This window comes from Hahella chejuensis KCTC 2396 (assembly GCF_000012985.1).
GTDB lineage: Bacteria > Pseudomonadota > Gammaproteobacteria > Pseudomonadales > Oleiphilaceae > Hahella > Hahella chejuensis.
Genome location: NC_007645.1, coordinates 5612852 through 5631566, shown reverse-complemented (window position 1 = coordinate 5631566; position 18715 = coordinate 5612852). Strand labels below are relative to the sequence as shown.

Here is an 18715-nt window from a genome sequence, read left to right as displayed (position 1 = left end):
CGTCAGTCTCCTTTGCAGGCGGGGCTTATCAATAGGCGCCAATCGGCGAGCATGGGGGAGCCGTTCAACATCAGTCCGGTGCGCAGATCAGTGACCCCGAATTCTCGCTGGGTAGCGGTGGGCGTGGTGTAAAGACGCAGGATATCCAGGTCGCCCTGGTGGTCCTGCTCCAGACGGCGTAGACGGCCTTCTTCCGCAGATAATCCCGGGTAAAACGCCACGGTCACGGGCACTTGCAGATTGGATTCTTCGATAAAGAGGTGTACTCCCTGTTCATAGCTGAAATAACGCTGCAGCCCTGGGCCGCGCAGCGCCAGCGCCACGCAGTCGTCGCTGATGCGGCTGTCCTGCACCTCGCCCAGCCGTCCCAGCGCTTGCTCATAGGCGTTAGTCAGGAAGCGCACGCCCATTTGACCTTTTTCCGTCACCAGGGAGCGGATTACCAGACAGCCCTGATCCAGCCCCCGGTTCAGATAAGAATGCGCGATAAACAGCACGAAGCTGAAATCGACGCCGAGCTGGAGGCAGTCGCCCATGTTGTAATCGACGAAATCCTCCGCTTTCTGGTAGAGGCCATTGAGGTAGTCACGCAGGTCGTTCTGCGCCGCCAGCGCTGAAAAATCCAGACGTATGGAACGCCAGCCATCGCGCGGCCGCGCCGAGGTGCGGAAAGGCATATTGGCCTGCAGGCGCTGGGTTCTGCTGCGCTCCTCGCTTTCCCAGGTATAGGTTTGCAGGGGCTCCAGCAATTCGCGCAGAGCGTCGCTAAGGTGCCAGCGCCAGTAATCCTCATAGTCTCTGCCGGGATGCAGCAGACTTTGTGGCTGGTGCAGGCGCTCATCCAGCGCCTGCAGCGCGGCGACCATTCTTTGGTAGTCCGGCAGAGTGTAGTCCTGCTCTGGACGCGGCAATGCGCCCGCTATGACGGACTGGTGGCGGAAGCGGGTAATGCGGCTGTCAACGCTATGCGGGCCGTCGAACAGGGTCAGCATGATCGGGTCCAGGCTGTCCAGTTCCGCCAGCCGTTGCGCCGTCAGATGCGTGATAACCCGCTCCAGATTGCGTTTCAGCGCACGCGCGCCCAACAGGGGATCAAAGCTTGCGTCCGCCAGCCGGTTAAGACAGGCCGGGTCTATGTTCAAAATCGTGCTGCGACGAATAAAGCCGTCCCGCTCCAACAGGCGTTGCATGTGCAGTTGCGCGAGCCTTTGCATGTCGCTGTGTTGCAGTGGGTTAAAGACAACGATGTCGTTGATGCGGTTGATCATTTCCGGGCGGAAAAACTGCTCCACGCTCTTGCGATAAGTCGCCGCGTTGTCGTCGCTATGATGGCTGAAGCCAAACCGCGACGCGGCCTCTTTGGCGCCGATGTTGGAGGTCATGATCACGACGGTCTGGGTGAAGTCGGTGGTCTTGCCCATGGCGTCGGTAAGACGACCGTCATCCAGCAATTGCAGCAGCAGGTCATGGACCTTGGGATGCGCTTTTTCGATTTCATCCAGCAACAGCACGCAGGCTTTCTGATAACGCACTCGCTCTGTCAGTAAACCGCCCTGGCCCATGCCGTCGCCGATCAGGCGATGCACGGCGCCGGCGTCGACGAACTCGTTCAGGTCAATGCGCACCAGGCAGTCGCTGTTATTGAATAATCGTTGTGTGAGCAGCTTCGCCGCTTCGGTTTTTCCCACGCCGGTGGGGCCGATGAACAGCAGGGTATTGAGCGGTTTGCCCAAGGGCGTCAGTTGCGCCTTGATGGTCATCACGGTATCCGTCAGCACGTCCTGCGCCTGGGGTTGACCTACCAGACGCTGTTCGAAGAAACGGCGTACTTCGTTTTCCTGTAGCGTGGCGTTTTTGTCGATCAAGGTTTTGCGGAAATGGAAGTTGGTTTGGAACGCCTCATACACTGCCTGCTCGTCGGCGCGTCTGCCTTGATGCTTCACGGCGATGTCGCGCAGGACGCTCAATACCGAGCCGGGCAGGGCGCTGTCGCCGCGAAAACCTGGCTCCAGTCCCAGCAGGGTAAGCAGCGCCTGGGAGGCGATTTCACAGTTGTATTCACGTTCCCATTGCGCGCGTCGGCGCACATAAATTTGCGACAGCTTTTCCGCTGGCAGCGGCTCCAGTCGCAATACCTGAAACAGGTCGGCGAAGCCGCGGTCCAGTTGTTGAATACGGCGCCATTCATAGGGCGTCGCTTCCAACACCAGTCCGATTTCCCGGCGCTCCAGATAGGGCTTTAGCACATGACTAAGCGTAAGGCTGGTTTGCGAGCTCTTACCGATGCGGAATAGCGCCACGGGATTGTCGATGTAGAGCACGTCCGGAGTGCGGATGCCGTAGGTCTCCTGCAGGCGCTTTTTAACCCAGCTGAGAATCGCTTCAAAGCGCCGCTCCCATTCGCCCACCACGCTCATCCCGGCGATTACTCGTAATGGATCAAGCAGCCAGAGTTTTTGCAGTCGCTCCGGCGCTTTGACGTCGCTGTTCGCCATGTACTGGGCCAGCGTGTGCTGGATCAGGTTGCTTTTGCCGACGCCGGGCGCGCCGACGATAACTACGGGTTGCGGTTTGCCGGAGAACAGGGCGCGTTCCAGCCAGACGGTTTCACTCTCGCGATGCAGCGAGCCTTCCAGATCATCTGGATAAAATTGGGCGAGATCTTCCGCTGTCTTTTTCAGTTCGTAGGCGCCGCTGAACTCGCGGCTGGCGGAGAAAAAGGAAAATAGCGACGCTGCGCTTTGTTCGAAGGGAAAGTCGCTTTGCTCGACATTCACGGAAACGCCGATGGTGGTGGCGGAATCGCCGGCCTGAGAATACAGCCGCTTGATGTCGAAGGATTCATCCGCTTTGCGCTGACTGCGAATATACACGCCGATTCTCCCTGCCAGAAATTCAATCAGCTGTGGGCGCGTCTCCACGTCGTCAGGGATGAGCAGCGTCTGGTAATTCAGCTTGGGAAGACAGAGGTAGCGATGCTCGCGCACCTGATATTGCGCCACTGCAAACAAGCCGTCCACCAAGTGCATGCCGGACTTGAACCTCAGGTGGATCAACTCGAACCGATAGTCCGGCTGGAAGCACAGCCAGAGCAAATGCTCCACGCTGTCCCGGTCCAGGCGTCGATCGTCGAAGGTTTTTTTGAGCGAGGATTGATAGCTGCGCAGGGCGTCTCCATAGCGGCGTCGACTGACAATAAAGCCCTCCGTCAGCAGTGGCGTCAGGGTGAACTCGCCGTTGCGGCTTTCCACCAGGGTGGGAAATTCCAGTCGCAGTAAGGTCATTCCTGCAGTCCTCCTGCGGCGTCGTCATAGGCGGATTTAGCGCCGCGCTTTTTGTCTTCCGGTTTCTTTTCCTGGCGGATGACGAGTCGGGCCAGCAGCTTTTCCTGCAGGGAGCGGGCGGCTTTGTGTTTGACCCGCTCTGAATGCCCGAAAAGGTCCTGATAGGTCTGCGGATCGCCGAAGCGTTCGTCCTGATACTCTTCCTCGCGGACTTTGCGATGGGCTTTCATGTCTTTGTAAAACTTCATGCGGTGAATGCCGGCGGGAACCTCATATTCGTCCAGCTTGGCGTCGTTGAAATCGATGTACATCGGCGCGTTTTTGTCTTCTTCCGTGGCCCAGTCCACTTTGCCGTGGTCATGACGCCAGAAATACTGCACGCAGGCGCCGGATAAAACCCAGCCCATACCGATCAGAGGCAGTTCTTCCTGAGTGAGCATGTCTTTACTGACTTTATAGGGCGGCAACGTCACCAGCTCGACAAACTCGCCGTGGGGGACGGCCTCCGTTATCGGATTGGCGTCCAAGTCGGGGTCTAAATAGATCCATACCCGGGTGTAGTCATGGTCTAATTTTTCGAACCAGCGTTCGTACCACAGGGACAGACGGTCGAGTTGAGGCTGGCCGCCGTACACGAACAAAAGATGTCGATTGTAGTGCGGGTTGAGCGTGCTCTCGATTTCGATCAGGAAGTCGTCAAAGCGCGTCTGTAGTTCGCGCAACGCCTCTTCATAGTCTTCCGCGCGCATGGCGCTGTGTTGATCGAGTAATTGCCCGAGGCACTCATTTTCCAGTGCGTAGGCGTCGTCTATGCGTTGTGTAAGCGCCTCGCGCAGGTTGAACAACTCACCATAGCGCCGGGTTTGCTCCGGGTCCTCCCAAAACGAATTACGCTTGCGACGTTTGCGCGCGTCCATCTGATCAAGCTCGCTGAGGCAGGAGATCCAGGTGGGACTTTCCTGCAGCGCCTGCAGATCGCGGCGATGGGCGGCGACCTTCTCGGTCAGCTCCATGAAATAGCCTCTGGCGCGTTTCTCCTGGTGGGTGACGCGGGCGTCGAAGCTCAGTGCGTCTGCGCTGACGGTGGCGGTGATCTCCAGGGGATCTTCGTGGGGGCGGGCGCTGAGCGCCGGCGCCAGGTGGGCGGTGACATGCTTGCGCAAGAGCCGCTGCACGGAGCGGGCGCCGTAGCGCGGGTCCGAGGGCAGGTTGTTCAGATGGCTCCAGACCGGGTCTTCAAAGTTTAAACTGACCTGACGATTGCTTAGCCCGGCGGCGCCCTGTAAGCGACGCATTTCTTTCTGCAGCACGATCATTTGTTCTGCTTGCGTCAGGGCGAAGAACGGCGCGACCTGATCGATGCGGTTGAACAGTTCCGGGCGGAAGTATTTCGCCGCCGTCTGTTCGAAATGGCGTTGGGCGGCGGCGTCAGTTTTATCTTCCGTGCTGAAGCCGACGCTGTTTTGCATGAACTGCTGAGCGCCAAGATTGGAAGTCATGATAATCAGCGCGCTACAAAAATTGGCGGACTCGCCGTGGTCATCGGTAAGTCGTCCTTCCCCCAGCACCTGCAGTAGCAGGTCATAGAACGCCGGGTCGGCTTTTTCTATTTCGTCGAACAGCAATACGGAGAAGGGTTGCTGGCGCACCTTGGTCACCAGACTGGCCTCGCCGGTGGCGGTCAGTCGGGTGACGGAGTAAGGGTCGCTGTATTCGCTCATATCGAAGCGCAACAGGCGTTTCTCATCTCCGAACATAAACTGCGCCAGGGTTTTCGCCATTTCCGTTTTGCCGACGCCGGTAGGGCCCACAAACAACAGCGATGCTATGGGTTTGCCGCGGGGCGCCAGACCGGCTTTGACGGTAATGATGGCGCGCACCAGAGCCTCCACCGCCTGAGTCTGACCGACGATGCGGCGACGGAAATGTTCGCGGACTTTATCCGCGTCCAGGCGCGCCTGATGGTCCACCAGAAAACGCGGCATGCCGCTCTCTTCACAAGAGGCGGATATGGCTTCATTCTCACTGATGGCGCCATTGTCTTTGCGGGCCGCCAGAATCATGTTTTCAAAGAAGCGGATGATCTTGCCTGGATAGCCGGAATAGGGCGCATAGCGGCGTTGCAGCAGGATAATGCGTTCAATGGCGTTGGGGGCGATGCGAATATTGAAAAGGTCGGCCTGGGCTTGAATGGCCTGCCGCGCGATCTGGTTTTCCTCCTCCTCGCCGCGTTCGGTGAAACGCACGATATGGAACAACTGGCTGTAGCCGGGAGCGCGTAAATCAATGGCGGCCAACTGTTCTTCGGTTACTTCCGCGATGAGAGTGACTTCATTGCGGGATAGTGGATCACGCAGGGCTTCGGCGATACTGACGCTATTGCCCTGGTACTGTCCAACTTCAAATAGTTCGCTGAGGTTGCCCAGGTATATGATTTCGCCGTTGGTGCGGGCTTCTCGCACCCACAGGCCCAGAGCGTGACGCCAGCCGCCCTGTTGGGTCAGAGCTTGCAGCATTTGCGCTGCGGTGGTGCGCCAGGGAATCTTGTTGCTGTTTACGCCGGTGAAGTGGCGCTTCACAAACTCGTTGATGAGCGCGGTCTTGCCGCAGCCGCTGGGGCCAACCACCAGCACGCTTTGGCGGAACTCGCCCAGCAGGTTGCGATTTAACGTGTCGACATAAGCGTCCAGACCAAACACGCTGGCGCGGCTGCGATGCATGCGCCGCGCGGTTTTCGCGATCACCGGCTCGTCCTGCTGGCGACGCAGGTCCGCCAGTTCGGCTGGCGTGTAGAACTCCAGCATCACCTCCTCACGCACGACTTTGGGGGGCGCATACCACTGACAGGCGATCAGCGAGCGTGCGCTGCCGAAGCGCTTATTACGCAGCATTTCCAGCTGAATGCATTCGCTGACCCGCTGCATGATCTGTTCTTCGTCCCAGCAGAGGCAGGCGACGGCCAAGGCTGGAACCACGCCGAGGATTTCCCCTTGGCGCAAGCGCCAGATTACGGCCTCGAACGTGATCTCATGTCCTGTATAGCCGCCTTCTCTGGAGGCAGGGACCTTGACTTTCACCTCACGCACTTCCGTTTCGCCTTCCGGCAGATAGTGCAGCAGCTCAACATATTCGCCCTGTTTCAGTAGTTTACGCTGCGCACGCTTTTGAAACTGGCGGGCCACATGGGCGCTGGGAGCGTTCAGCCATGCAATTTCGGTCATATTGCCTGGAAGGGTGAGTGTGACGCCGCTTTCGTGGGTGAGAATGGTGTTATAGAAGGGGAAACTAAACTGTTTACTCATGGCTGAAACATCTGCGCAATGGAAATGACGCGCCTGTCCGGACGGTGCGAATGGAAAAGGGGATATTCTTACGAATATGGCCTGGGAAAACAATTGAGAGTCAAAGTTATATTCTCGGCGCGGGCCTAACGCAGGCTTTATTGTCCGAGGTCAAAACTATTCATCCGGCAGATCCATAGAGTCCGTCCTCTTTGTCTGTAAACGATCGCGTCAGCCCATGTCGGGGCTTGTCTCCAGTGGTTTTTCGATGCGGTTTATCGGCGCGATATGCATAAATATGACGAAGAGCGCATTTTCGCAAAATCCCATGAAAACGGGATGAATGACAGGGTGAGTCAGGTTATGTTGATGGAGCGTTGCGTCTGACCAGAGGTAAGGACAGGCGACGACGGAGCGTGGCTTTTCCGGAGGCTGGGCGCTGACTGAGAGCGTCTAAGCGTCGGCCTCAAGGAGGAATGGGAAAGCCGCTGGCAAGCTGAATGACTCTATTGCAAACGCTTGTTGAGGTTTCTGTGAACTTAGAAAAATTAAAAGAACAAGTTTGTAAAGCCAGAACCGTATTTGAAGCCCATGGCCGGGAAATCAGCGACATCTATTTGGGACGCTTTCCCTGCTGCGCCTGCCGCGCGGCGAGCGACATACTCGGTACATGGTTGACGGCGCATGGTTATGACAATGTGACCTTCGTCAGCGGTCTGCGCGGCGAAGAGCCGCACGCCTGGCTGGAAATGGAAGGGCTGATCGTCGATATCACGGCGGATCAGTTTATCGATGGACCGGGGCGTATATATATAGGTGCGGATAAACGCTTTCACGACCAATTTGGCCTGCAGGCAACCAGCGAATGTTGCCTGAGCAGCGTATTCGAAGCGCCTTACAGAGCTTTCGCCGCCTATATGGAATCGACCTTGGAATTTACCCCGCTACCTCCCCCGATGTATGCTCCGAACGCAATGCAAAGCATGGAAATATAGCCGGAACCGGAATTGTTAACATGCCAATATCATTGCCATATTAATAATAAAATGCTTCCTTTCACTGTGATTGTGGGTGGAACGGGAAGCTGGCTATTGATGAAGCATTGCGCCAAATTGATCGAACAGGAAAGCAACGAGGTTTCATGATCTCGCCTCTCTGAACTTCCGGCGTATTTTTTACAACAGCTTTGTAGAAAGCGCCTTTTCTGCACTGAATATTGGCGCTTATTTTTTACTCTTATTTTGGTTTGTTTTCATATAAATCAATAGATTAGATTGAGTTGGCTCGCATTCTGCTGTAGTAGGGGTGAGAGCTTTGCAGAGATATATGCAAAGCGGTTTTTCGAGAACCAGCTAAGGAGAAAGACTATGAATTGGGACCAAATTGAAGGCAAATGGGATCAGTTTAAAGGTAAAGCCCAGCAGAAATGGGGCAAATTGACGGACGATGATCTCGATGTTATCCGCGGTCGCCGCACCGAACTTGCCGGCCGTATTCAAGAGCGTTACGGCATGGCGAAAGATCAGGCCGAGCGTGAAGTTGACGACTTCGCCAAGAAGTTATAACCGGCGTCCCCCAGCCCCCCCGGTTGTGGCCGCGCAGTAGCGCGGCGCCCCCAGACATGCTTGCCCGTCACCTTCCGTGACGGGCTTTTTTGTATAAAAAACACCCCACGCCCCTGATTTTATAGAGTTTTTGTATCGGGTTTCCGAAATCCGTATGATCTGCCTCAATTTGCCGGCGGGTCGCGCTGGCTTGTGTCTATTGGTGTCGCCACACTTGGCGAGGTTAATGCCCGTGAGGGGGAGGGGTTAATGACTGTGTCGGATAAGCAGCCGCAACGGCTGAGGCTTGGCGCGTTGATCGCATTGGTGGTGGGGTCGATGATCGGCGGGGGGATATTCTCGTTACCGCAGAACATCGCCACGAGCGCCGGAGCCGGAGCTGTGCTGTTGGGCTGGTTGGTGACCGGCGTCGGTATGCTGGCGTTGGCGTTTGTGTTTCAGACGCTGTCGCGACGTAAACCGGAACTGGACGCGGGAGTTTACGCCTACGCCAAGGCGGGCTTCGGCGCTTATATGGGATTCAACTCCGCCTGGGGATATTGGATTTGCGCCTGGATTGGCAACGTCAGTTATTTCGTGTTGCTGTTCAGCTCTTTAGGATTTTTCTTTCCTGTTTTCGGCGAGGGTAATACGCCCGCCGCTGTGATCTGCGCGTCCGTATTGCTCTGGCTGGTGCACGCCATGGTGCTCTCCGGCGTGCGCCAGGCCGCTTTTATCAACATTATCACTACTGTCGCCAAAATTGTGCCTTTGATTATGTTCGTCGTGCTGGCGCTGGTGGGGTTCAAGGCGGATCTGTTCAGCATTGACATCTGGGGCGGCGAGGAGCCTGCGCTGGGGTCCGTACTGGACCAGGTGCGCAACATGATGCTGGTGACGGTGTGGGTGTTTATCGGTATAGAAGGCGCCAGCGTTTATTCATCCCGCGCGCAGAATCGCGCAGATGTCGGCAAGGCGACGGTGCTTGGCTTTGTCGGCGTACTCGCGCTGCTGGTGATGGTGAATGTACTGTCCATGGGCATACTCAGTCGCGCAGAGCTGGCCGGATTGAAAAACCCCTCCATGGCGGGCGTGCTGGAAGTGGTCGTCGGCGCCTGGGGGGCCAAGCTGATCAATGTCGGCCTGATCATCTCATTGTGCGGCGCTTTGTTGAGCTGGACGATGCTGAGCGCGGAGATTCTCTGCGTCGCGGCGAAAGACGGCGCTATGCCGAAGGCATTGGCGCGCACCAATTCTCGTGGTTCGCCACGGGGCGCGCTATGGCTCAGCAACAGCCTGATTCAACTGTTTCTCATCATCACTCTGTACTCTTCGGGCACCTATCTGGACCTGCTGTACCTCGGCTCTTCCATGATTCTGCTGCCTTATTTCTGGACCGCGTTTTATGCCTTGATGCTGTGTCTGCGGGGAGAAACCTATGGCGACAATGATCGCGTGCGCGGAAAAGACTTCGCCATCGCGCTGGTCGCCGTGCTGTACAGCCTTTGGCTGGTGTACGCAGGTGGCGTGAAATACCTGCTGCTCAGCTCGATTCTTTATGCGCCGGGCGCGGTGGTTTTCGCCATCGCCAGGAGAGAACAGGGCGAACGCGTATTTACTCCCCTTGAAACCGGGGTGCTGGTTGTCTTAATTATGGCGGCTCTGGCGGGAATAGCTGGGCTGTATATGGGATATCTGTCGCTGTAGCGGCGTGATCAATAGAGTTCGCCTTTACAAATCAATGGGTAAACGAAGGAAGGAAAGGCTATGACTGCTGCAACGCGCCTGGGTGTTTTCTCGGAAGTGGGCAAGTTACGCAAGGTGATGGTATGTCGTCCAGGGCTGGCGCATTTGCGCCTTACGCCGGGCAACTGCGAAGAACTGCTTTACGATGATGTGATCTGGGTGCAGCAGGCGAAGCGGGACCACTATGACTTCATCAGCAAGATGCAGGACCGCGGCGTAGAGGTCGTGGATATGCATGACTTGCTGGCGCAGACCATGGCGCTGCCTGACGCCCGTCAGTGGCTGCTGGATCGCAAAATCACTGACGAAAACGTGGGGGTTGGGCTGGCGGACGACGTGCGCGCCTGGATGAGCGAACTGTCTGCTGCGTCTCTGGCTGAACTACTGCTGGGCGGCGTGGTCGGCGGTGATCTGCCGGAAGATTTTGATAGCCGGGAAATGGCGTTGTTCCGTGAGTTTATGGGACGCTCCGGATTCGTGATTCCTCCGCTGCCCAATTCCATATTCACCCGTGACACCAGTTGCTGGATTTACGGCGGCGTCACCCTGAATCCGATGTTCTGGCCAGCGCGCAGACAGGAGACCCTGCTGGCGGCCTCGATTTATCGATTTCATCTGGACTTCGCTAATGCGGACTTCGAAGTCTGGTGGGGCGATCCGGAAAAAGATCACGGCGCGGCGACGCTGGAAGGCGGCGATGTTATGCCGGTGGGCAATGGCGTCGTGTTGATCGGTATGGGAGAGCGCACTTCACGACAGGCGATTGCATTGGTGGCGCAGTCCCTGTTCCGCCATGGCGCGGCGGAAAGAGTCATCGTCGCAGGCTTGCCCAAGCTGCGTTCCGCCATGCACCTGGACACGGTTTTCACTTTCTGCGATCGCGATTTGGTGACGGTGTTTCCAGAGGTGGTCAACCGCATCGACACTTTTTCAATCCGGCCCGGCGATAACGGCGCGGATGGACGTCTGGATATTCGCCCGGAAAAAGCCCCTTTTGTAGATGTGGTTGGAGAAGCGCTGGGTTTGCCCAGGCTGCGCACGGTGCAGACTGGCGGCGACAGCTACGAACAAGAGCGGGAGCAATGGGATGACGGCAATAACGTGGTGGCGCTGGAGCCGGGCGTGGTCATCGCCTATGACTGCAACACCTACACCAATACTTTGCTGCGTAAAGCCGGCGTGGAGGTTATCACCATCACCGCCGGCGAATTGGGACGCGGCAGAGGCGGCGGCCATTGCATGACTTGCCCCATTATTCGCGATCCGGTTTAGGCGTTAATTTTCAAGTTAACAAGGAGATTTCTTATGGCGCGTAACATTCATAACCGCAGTCTTCTCAGTATGTTGGATTTCACTCCCCAACAACTGAAATTTCTGCTGGATCTGGCCAGGGACCTGAAGCGGGCCAAGTACACCGGCACTGAGCGTCAGCATCTTCAGGGTAAAAACATTGCGTTGATATTCGAGAAGACCTCCACTCGCACGCGTTGCGCTTTCGAAGTGGCGGCCTACGATCAGGGTGCGCATGTGACCTACATCGACCCGACCGGATCGCAGATCGGGCACAAGGAAACCATGAAAGACACCGCGCGGGTGCTGGGGCGCATGTATGACGCCATTGAATACCGCGGCTTCCATCAGCATACTGTGGAAGAGCTGGCGCAGTACGCCGGCGTGCCGGTTTATAACGGCCTCACCGACGAATACCATCCCACGCAGATGCTGGCGGACGTCATGACCATGCGTGAGTTCAGCGACAAGCCGCTGCATGACATTTCATACGCTTATGTCGGCGACGCCCGCAACAACATGGGCAACTCCCTGCTGATCATTGGCTGCCAGCTTGGCATGGACGTGCGACTGGGCGCTCCCCGTGAGTTATGGCCCAAGGATGAACTGATCGAGCAGTGCCGGGAGATCGCCGCCCGCACCGGCGCCCGCATGACGTTAACCGATAAGCCAAGGGAAGCCGTCCGCGGCGTGGATTTCATACACACGGACGTATGGGTGTCCATGGGTGAAGCGCCGGAGAAGTGGGGCGAGCGCATCAACATGCTGCTGCCGTTTCAAGTGAACGCCGCTTTGTTGGCGGCGGCCAATAATCCCCGTGTGAAGTTCATGCATTGTCTGCCGGCGATCCACAACGCGGAGACCAAGGTGGGCGCGCAGATATTCGAGCAATATGGCCTGCACAACGGCGTGGAAGTCACTGATGATGTGTTCGAGTCGGAAGCATCTATTGTGTTCGATCAGGCGGAAAACCGGATGCACACCATCAAGGCGGTGCTGGTCTCCACTCTGGCGGATGTCTGACCGGGAGAAACGGCGATGAGGATAGTAGTGGCTCTGGGCGGCAACGCCCTGTTACGCCGGGGGGAGCCTCTGACGGCGGACAACCAGCGTATCAACGTCCGCTTGGCGGCGGAGCGCCTGGCCGCGGTGGCGCCGGGCAATGAGTTGGTGATCGCTCACGGTAACGGTCCGCAGGTCGGGTTGCTGGCGCTGCAGGCGGCGGCTTATGCGTCAGTGTCGCCTTACCCCTTGGATGTGTTGGGGGCGGAAACCGAAGGCATGATCGGGTACATGATCGAACAGGAGCTGGGCAATCTGCTGCCTGCGGAAGCGCCTCTGGCGACGGTTCTCACCCAGGTGGAAGTGGACCCGGACGACCCGGCTTTCCAGCATCCCACCAAACCTATCGGGCCCGTCTACGAAGAGAAGGAAGCCGAGGCGCTGGCCTCGGAGAAGGGATGGAGCATCGCCCGCGACGGCGACAAGTTCCGCCGCGTTGTTCCCTGTCCGCGGCCGCGTCGAATTTTTGAAATCCGGCCTATTCAATGGCTGTTGGAGAAAAACACGGTGGTGATTTGCGCCGGTGGCGGCGGCATTCCTACGCTGTATAACCGCGAAGGCAAGTTACAAGGCGTGGAAGCGGTGATCGACAAAGACCTTTGCTCCTCTTTGCTGGCGCAGCAACTGGATGCGGATCTTTTGATTATCGCCACCGACGTGGACGCGGTGTACCAAAATTGGGGAACGCCTGACTCCCGCCCGATTGCGAAGGCGCACCCGGACGCTTTGCAGCCGGATGCGTTTCCCGCCGGCTCCATGGGGCCGAAAGTTCAGGCCGCCTGCGAGTTCGCCCGCAATACTGGCAAACCTGCGGTGATTGGTTCGCTGCGAGACATTGAGGCCATGATTGCAGGAGAGGCTGGCGCCCGCATCAGTACGCAGTTCGCGTCAGGGACGCTGGAGTAGCCTGAGGCTTGTTTGGGGCGCGTGGACTGCGTTCAGTAGTTCGCCCAGTTCTCGACGATTTTCGAGTACACGCCTTCCGCAATCATATTCGCCAGCGCCTGATCGAAGCGTTCACGCAAATTGGCGCGCTGGGATTTTTTGGAGAAGGCGATGTAGCTGGGCGTTTCCTCCACATTCGGCTGCAGGCGTTTGATCTGCGGCAGAGAGCGCACTTTCAGGCCTTGCAGGCGCCGGTACTCCAACAGAACGCCGCGCTGATCGCCGATAATAATATCTATGTTGTCGTTGATCAGGCGTAAAAACAGGTCGTTCAGACTCACGGCGGTGATGAACTCCGTGTTCAGTTCCGTGCTGCGAAATGCATCGAATTTTTCGCCATAGCTGAAATCCTGCAGACCGCCAAAGCGTAAGTGAGCCAGTTGCTGCAGGTCGCCGTCGAATTGAACAGCGCTGTTCTCCGGCACGAACAGGGAGACGTTCTCCATCATCAACACCAGCGACGAGTAGTCCGCGTAAGTCTCCCGCACCGGCGTTTTCAACAGTTCGAATACGCCGTCCACCCCGCCGTTCTCCAAGTAGCGCAACGCCCGGCTCCAGGACAGCTCGATCAACTTCACCGGCTCATCCATACGCCTGAACGCCTCTTCCACCAGCGCCACGCTGATGCCTCGGGGCGTGTCGTTTTCGTTGTAGTGATAGGGAGCCAGCCGCGTAAAGGCGAGCACCGTTTCGGCCCAAACGGCGTGAGGAAAGAACAATATCAATAAAACACACAAACGGAGCACGCAAAGCCTCCGGGAATTGTCTGACGCTGGACGATAACCTGAATCCGTCTGGCGCCGCCGACACCGGCGGAGGCCTGTCACACTCCATTGGCCTGAACCCGCCGCAGCGGGCCTATCGAGTAAGTATAGCTTAGCTTTTGAGAAGGTTAGAGTGTGAGGGAGGTATTGGTGGGCTTATAGGAACCCGGATGTATCTATCGTTTTGAAGCTGGTGTGATCTGACGGCAATAAGAGTTTTTGGCGGGCTAAAGACGCGGTATTGGCGGCTCTATTTGTCTTTCAGTGGGCAAGATGAATGCATTCGCTCTGATACATGTTATAAGCTGGTGGCCCTGTCATTGATCTTTTATCCATGGAACAACAATGAATAGAGCAATTGCCTTTACATTAACTGCCTTTCTAACCTCCGTTACATTTGCCGCGCCGCCATCAATTGGTTTCTCGAAGGCCGCTACTTACGAGGTTGTTAACCAAGAAGAAATCAGCGAAGGCGATTACGACTACATATTCTCTTGCGTCGCATCTAAAGCGATAGGGAAAGAAGAGAGGGCGCACACGATGGTGAAGGCGATTATGGATATCCAGAACGTCTCGCCGGATATCAAAATTGCGCTGCACTTAGCTCCAGACCGCGCTCTATGTCAGGAAGGTAGATTGATTGGCGTGTCCTATTACAGTCCTGACGGCTCTGGATGGAAGGGGGTCGGGCGCGGCGCTTGGACATGGAACATATTGACCACAGGCAAAAAAGTCACGGAACAGGAAATCTCAGATACGGTTTTATACGAGAAAAGTAAGCCTGAGTTTAAAAAGAAGTTTGGTGATTTATATTATTCAGAAAAGCTTGATGAATATGTTAAATCCCAGCTTGGGCATGAGCCTAAGTACGTCACCTCAGGGCTTTGGGTGGACACTTACCACGTTGAGTGATGGAGCAGTTATAAGCCCGCCACGGATAAACATGCCGCTCCTATATTGCAAACTCGATTGGGATGAACATGAAATTTACGCTTGCCCTATGGCTTTTGTTACTCTCGCTTTTCTCCTACTCGACGGAGTTGAGAGTGCATGAGCTAAGAAACTATGGCGCTTTGCACTATCTGGAGTTCTACATGATGGAGAAAGATGGCGTTCCAGTGAAGGCGGCGTTTAAGGCGCTGCAAATTCCCAAGTGCCCTTTTAATATGCGTCTGGTTGGCGGAATGTCGGCGGAGACGATGAACGAATTGCGCGAATTTTACCGACAGAACTATCCAGATAGGCTGGATGCCTACCTGAAATCACCCGCGGGAAAAACAGGTTCGACGATCAAGCCGTTGGAGTCGGTTATACCAGAGGCTTTGGCTTCCACCACCCTCCTTAGAGAAATTAATGAAGAGTTAAAAGACCGAAAGTGCGCGCTTGGCGATATCAGCTTTGAAAAATTCGTCCCTAGCGTTGAGGATGGCTTTTGGGTGTCGGATATTTATATAAAAGTGGTCAAATATGCGGAATGATAGCGGCCGAATGTCCGCTATTGAGGGCCGCTCTTAATGCGGGATTAAAACCCGACGTTGTAATCTTTAATGTAGGCTTCCGCTGGCGCTAAGTAATCAACACTTCAGAGGTAAGGGAATGACTTCATTTGCAATCATCATCAAGCACAAGACTCAACCAGGTAAGCGGGACGAAGTGCGTAAGGTTTGGGAAAAGCACATGGCCCCTGCGGTTTCCGCCAATCCTGGCCATACCGCTTACTTTTATTGTTTTGATAATGCCGAGCCGGATTCAATTTACGCCTTTCAGCAGTATGTAAGCGCGGAGGCGTCGCAGGCGTTTTTAAAAACGGACAGTTACGCCGCTTATCTGGAAGAAGTTGAATCGCTGCTTTCAGGCCCGCCGCAAGTCACATCGCTGACTCCGGTATGGACAAAAGGCGTCTGAGCGGCGGCTAGCCGCGGGAGACAGAGCCTGACATGCGCAGGGCCCTGTCGCTGCAGACAAATAGAAGGAAGCTATTTGGCTGTCTGAGTAATAGTACTTCAACGCGCCAGCACATCCTTCATGCAGCCGCTTTCAAAGGCCTCTAACGTAAAATCGATAAACCGTTTGACGGCGATGGAGGGCGTCAGGCGGCTTGGGTAGACCAAGTGGTAAGGCGTTGCGCGGCCGCGCCAGTCGCTGAATAGATGAATTAGCTCGCTGCTCTGTAGCGCCGGTGCGGCGATGTAATCCGGCGTCAACGCAACGCCTACTCCCTTTAAGGCCAGTTGACGCGCGCTTTCCAGCCCATTCACTCTGACGATAGGGCGGATATTGATTTCCCGCTCATGTCCTTGCGCATTCACCAGTCGCCAGTGTTCATCCGAGCGATAGGCGATGACTGGGAGTTCACTCAGCCTCTGTAATTCCTCTCCCAGCGGGTTTTGACGCAAAAACTCCGGAGAAGCGACCATGACGCCGCGAATCCAGCCCAGACGACGGCCAATGAGCGATGAGTCGTTTAACGCTGTGGCGCGAAACGCTACATCGATATTGTTCTTCAACAAATCCAGCTGCTCGTTGGACATGGTCAATTCAAATGTTACTGCAGGATGAATACGACGAAACTGATGCAACAGTTCCGGCAGGATCATATTGCCGGAGGCCAGCGGCGCAGTGATGCGCACGACGCCGCTAATCTGTTTGGTGAATTCCGCCATACAGGTGCGAGTGCGGGTAAGCAGTTGCACCAGCTCCAGGCTGTGTTCAAGGAGTTTTCCTCCCGCCGCCGTCAACTGGAACTGACGTGAACTGCGTTGCACCAGCTTGACGTCATAGATCTGCTCCAGCTTGCTCAAATGTCCGCTGACGGTGGACTTGGCGATGCCTAATTGCTGCGCCGCCTGGGTTACGCCGCCACAGCGTGCGATTGCCTGAAACGTGTATAAAAGGTCTGCTTGCTCTTTCATTGTTCGAATTTATGAATGATTGGTTCTATTAATTTCAGTGGTTTCAGGCATTTACGCCAATTAAATTGGTGGCGTTCGTTCGATTATTGAAACAGCTTGTTCACCCTATGGCAAGGAGTCACTGATGAATGCGTCCACCCAACAGCAAGCCTCTTTATCCATGATCAGTGCGATGGTGATGGCGAGCTTTATCGGTCTGTTCGTGGACCATTCCAATATGGACAGCGTCTCCGTGGTGTTTTTCCGCTGCCTTATCGGCGGCGCCGGACTATGGCTATATTGCCGGTTGCGGGGAACGCCCAGTGGCGTCAATCGCGGCAATATCGGTTGGATTGGTCTGGCGGGGCTGGCGTTGATCTGTAACTGGCTGTTCCTGTTCGCCTCAACTGGCTGTTCCTGTTCGCCTCATTCGACAGCATCCATATTTCCGTCGCCACGGTCATCTACAACCTGCAGCCCTTCTTTCTGTTATTGCTGTGCGCGATTTTCCTGCGGCAAAACGTGCAATGGTCGACCTGGGGTTGGATGCTTATGGCGTTCGTCGGCGTTTTCCTGGCGGCGGAAGTCAGCTTTAGCGGCGCCTCATTCGAGGCTTTGCAAGGAATGGGGCTGGCGTTGGGAGCTGCGTTCTTTTACGCCCTGGCCACCATTTTTACGCGTCAGGCGCCCGGTGTTTCCCCCGCGGCGATGGCGGCGGCGCAGCTAGGTTTTTGCCTGCCGCTATTGGGAGCATGGCTGTTGTGGAACGGCGCGGATTGGTCGCAGGTGGACTGGAAGTATGTGGGTTTGCTTGGAGGGCTTAATTCCATCGCGCAGTACGTACTCTTGTATTTTGCGATCTCGCACTTGACGCTGGAGCGTCTTTCGATCCTGTCGTTTTTGTATCCGATTACCACGTTGCTCGTGGACATGCTGTTCTATGACATGGAGCTGAGTGCGGCTCAAACAGTGGGTATCGCACTGATTCTTCTCGCCAATACTGCAATTCTTCGGCGCAAGCCGCAGCCGGACAAGGGGGCGCGCGCTGGCTCGCCGACCGGTCGACAGGCGATTGCAGAATAAAACCTCCTGGCAGGTAAGCTTCGTCGTTAGCGAGAATCTCTTTCTCAGAATAATCGCTTCCTGAAATCGACCAATTAATTTATCATCCGATTAAATTAATCGTTTGATAAATTAATTGGCTTTTCATGCGTGAGAAAACTGAGGCTCAAGAGCCTGAAAACAAGCGCGGGCGACCATTGGACCCCGCATTGCAGCGGCAGCGTAAAGACGATCTGCTGGACGCCGCCTTCGAACTGTTGCGGGAAAAAAGCTACCGCAGCATCACCATCCGCGATATCGCCGAAAAAGCGGGCATGAAGTCCGCGATGATCAGTTATTACTTCGGCAGTAAAGAAGATTTATTCATCGCCTTGATTGAGCGCCTCGGCGAACAACAGTTCGGCCGCATTGTCGAAGTGGTTTCCCAGCCTGACCCCATTCGTGGGTTTATCCGCGCCGCCATTACCAGAATCGTCGACTGTCCGCCTTTGATTACGTTCATCATCGATGAGGTGCTGTCGGAGCGGGGCAGGTTGCAGGACCGCTTTATTGATCTAATGCCCCGGCGCATGGCCATGTTTCTTCCTAAGCTGATGGAGTCGGAACAGAAAAAGGGAAATCTGCGTGCGGATGTGGACCCCAAATGGGCGGCGTTTTCACTGGTGAATCTGATTATCACGCCTTTTATCGGCGGGCCCGTGCGCAGGCGGGCCTGGGATATGTCCGATGAGCTGGTGAGCAGCGATGAATGGATTGAGCATGTCTACCGGATGTTTATGTCGGGTTGCGGAGCCGCGCCCAAGTGCAGTCCACAACCCAATCCGCAATCCAACTCGCAACCTTAAC

The 18715-nt window shown here is 55.9% G+C and carries 15 protein-coding genes; 11 read left to right on the top strand and 4 right to left on the bottom strand.

Annotated elements, in window-relative coordinates; all coding sequences use genetic code 11:
* Positions 1 to 2 precede the first annotated feature (2 nt).
* Both HCH_RS24680 and HCH_RS24675 read right to left on the bottom strand, forming a co-directional pair.
* Entirely contained in the window at positions 3 to 3284 is a 3282-nt protein-coding gene (locus tag HCH_RS24680; protein ID WP_011399223.1) for an AAA family ATPase, read from the bottom strand.
* Complete coding sequence (locus HCH_RS24675; protein ID WP_011399222.1) at positions 3281 to 6586, bottom strand: AAA family ATPase; 3306 nt, start codon at positions 6584 to 6586, stop codon at positions 3281 to 3283. Before HCH_RS24675 ends, HCH_RS24680 begins: the two co-directional genes overlap by 4 nt.
* A gap of 512 nt (positions 6587 to 7098) precedes the next feature.
* Here HCH_RS24675 and HCH_RS24670 point away from each other — a divergent pair.
* The 6 genes from HCH_RS24670 (at position 7099) to arcC (ending at position 13113) form a co-directional block, all read left to right on the top strand.
* Positions 7099 to 7560, top strand: a complete 462-nt coding sequence (locus HCH_RS24670) for a hypothetical protein (protein ID WP_011399220.1) — start codon at positions 7099 to 7101, stop codon at positions 7558 to 7560.
* Positions 7561 to 7932: 372 nt separating this feature from the next.
* Positions 7933 to 8130, top strand: a complete 198-nt coding sequence (locus HCH_RS24665; protein WP_011399218.1) for a CsbD family protein — start codon at positions 7933 to 7935, stop codon at positions 8128 to 8130.
* 249 nt (positions 8131 to 8379) lie between these two features.
* On the top strand, positions 8380 to 9816 hold the full coding sequence (arcD, locus tag HCH_RS24660; protein WP_085944402.1) for an arginine-ornithine antiporter: 1437 nt from the start codon (positions 8380 to 8382) through the stop codon (positions 9814 to 9816).
* A 60-nt stretch (positions 9817 to 9876) separates the two neighbouring features.
* On the top strand, positions 9877 to 11127 hold the full coding sequence (gene arcA, locus HCH_RS24655) for an arginine deiminase (protein ID WP_011399216.1): 1251 nt from the start codon (positions 9877 to 9879) through the stop codon (positions 11125 to 11127).
* A gap of 33 nt (positions 11128 to 11160) precedes the next feature.
* On the top strand, positions 11161 to 12168 hold the full coding sequence (locus HCH_RS24650; protein WP_011399215.1) for an ornithine carbamoyltransferase: 1008 nt from the start codon (positions 11161 to 11163) through the stop codon (positions 12166 to 12168).
* 15 nt (positions 12169 to 12183) lie between these two features.
* Positions 12184 to 13113, top strand: a complete 930-nt coding sequence (arcC, locus tag HCH_RS24645) for a carbamate kinase (protein ID WP_011399214.1) — start codon at positions 12184 to 12186, stop codon at positions 13111 to 13113.
* A 32-nt stretch (positions 13114 to 13145) separates the two neighbouring features.
* Here the strand turns inward: arcC and HCH_RS24640 are convergent, their stop codons facing one another.
* Positions 13146 to 13898, bottom strand: coding sequence for a substrate-binding periplasmic protein (locus HCH_RS24640; RefSeq protein WP_011399213.1), 753 nt, complete (start codon positions 13896 to 13898; stop codon positions 13146 to 13148).
* Positions 13899 to 14261: 363 nt separating this feature from the next.
* On the opposite strand from HCH_RS24640, the gene HCH_RS24635 reads away from it, so the two are divergent.
* From HCH_RS24635 to HCH_RS24625, 3 genes are all read left to right on the top strand, one after another.
* Positions 14262 to 14828: a DUF4875 domain-containing protein gene (locus HCH_RS24635; protein WP_011399212.1), complete on the top strand. Its 567-nt coding sequence runs from the start codon at positions 14262 to 14264 to the stop codon at positions 14826 to 14828.
* A gap of 134 nt (positions 14829 to 14962) precedes the next feature.
* Positions 14963 to 15394, top strand: coding sequence for a hypothetical protein (locus HCH_RS24630; RefSeq protein ID WP_041598911.1), 432 nt, complete (start codon positions 14963 to 14965; stop codon positions 15392 to 15394).
* 118 nt (positions 15395 to 15512) lie between these two features.
* Positions 15513 to 15821: a putative quinol monooxygenase gene (locus tag HCH_RS24625; protein WP_011399210.1), complete on the top strand. Its 309-nt coding sequence runs from the start codon at positions 15513 to 15515 to the stop codon at positions 15819 to 15821.
* 98 nt (positions 15822 to 15919) lie between these two features.
* Here HCH_RS24625 and HCH_RS24620 read toward each other — a convergent pair whose 3' ends face one another.
* Positions 15920 to 16828 carry a LysR family transcriptional regulator gene (locus HCH_RS24620; protein ID WP_011399209.1) on the bottom strand — a complete coding sequence of 303 codons (909 nt, stop codon included), beginning with the start codon at positions 16826 to 16828 and terminating at the stop codon, positions 15920 to 15922.
* Between the two features lie 363 nt (positions 16829 to 17191).
* Here HCH_RS24620 and HCH_RS24615 point away from each other — a divergent pair, with 363 nt between their 5' ends.
* Together HCH_RS24615 and HCH_RS32715 are read left to right on the top strand one after the other, a co-directional pair.
* The gene (locus HCH_RS24615) at positions 17192 to 17890 is read left to right on the top strand and encodes a DMT family transporter (RefSeq protein WP_337998595.1); all 699 of its coding nucleotides are present in this window, start codon (positions 17192 to 17194) and stop codon (positions 17888 to 17890) included.
* A gap of 125 nt (positions 17891 to 18015) precedes the next feature.
* Positions 18016 to 18714: a TetR/AcrR family transcriptional regulator gene (locus HCH_RS32715; RefSeq protein WP_011399207.1), complete on the top strand. Its 699-nt coding sequence runs from the start codon at positions 18016 to 18018 to the stop codon at positions 18712 to 18714.
* The last annotated feature ends 1 nt before the right edge of the window (position 18715 follow it).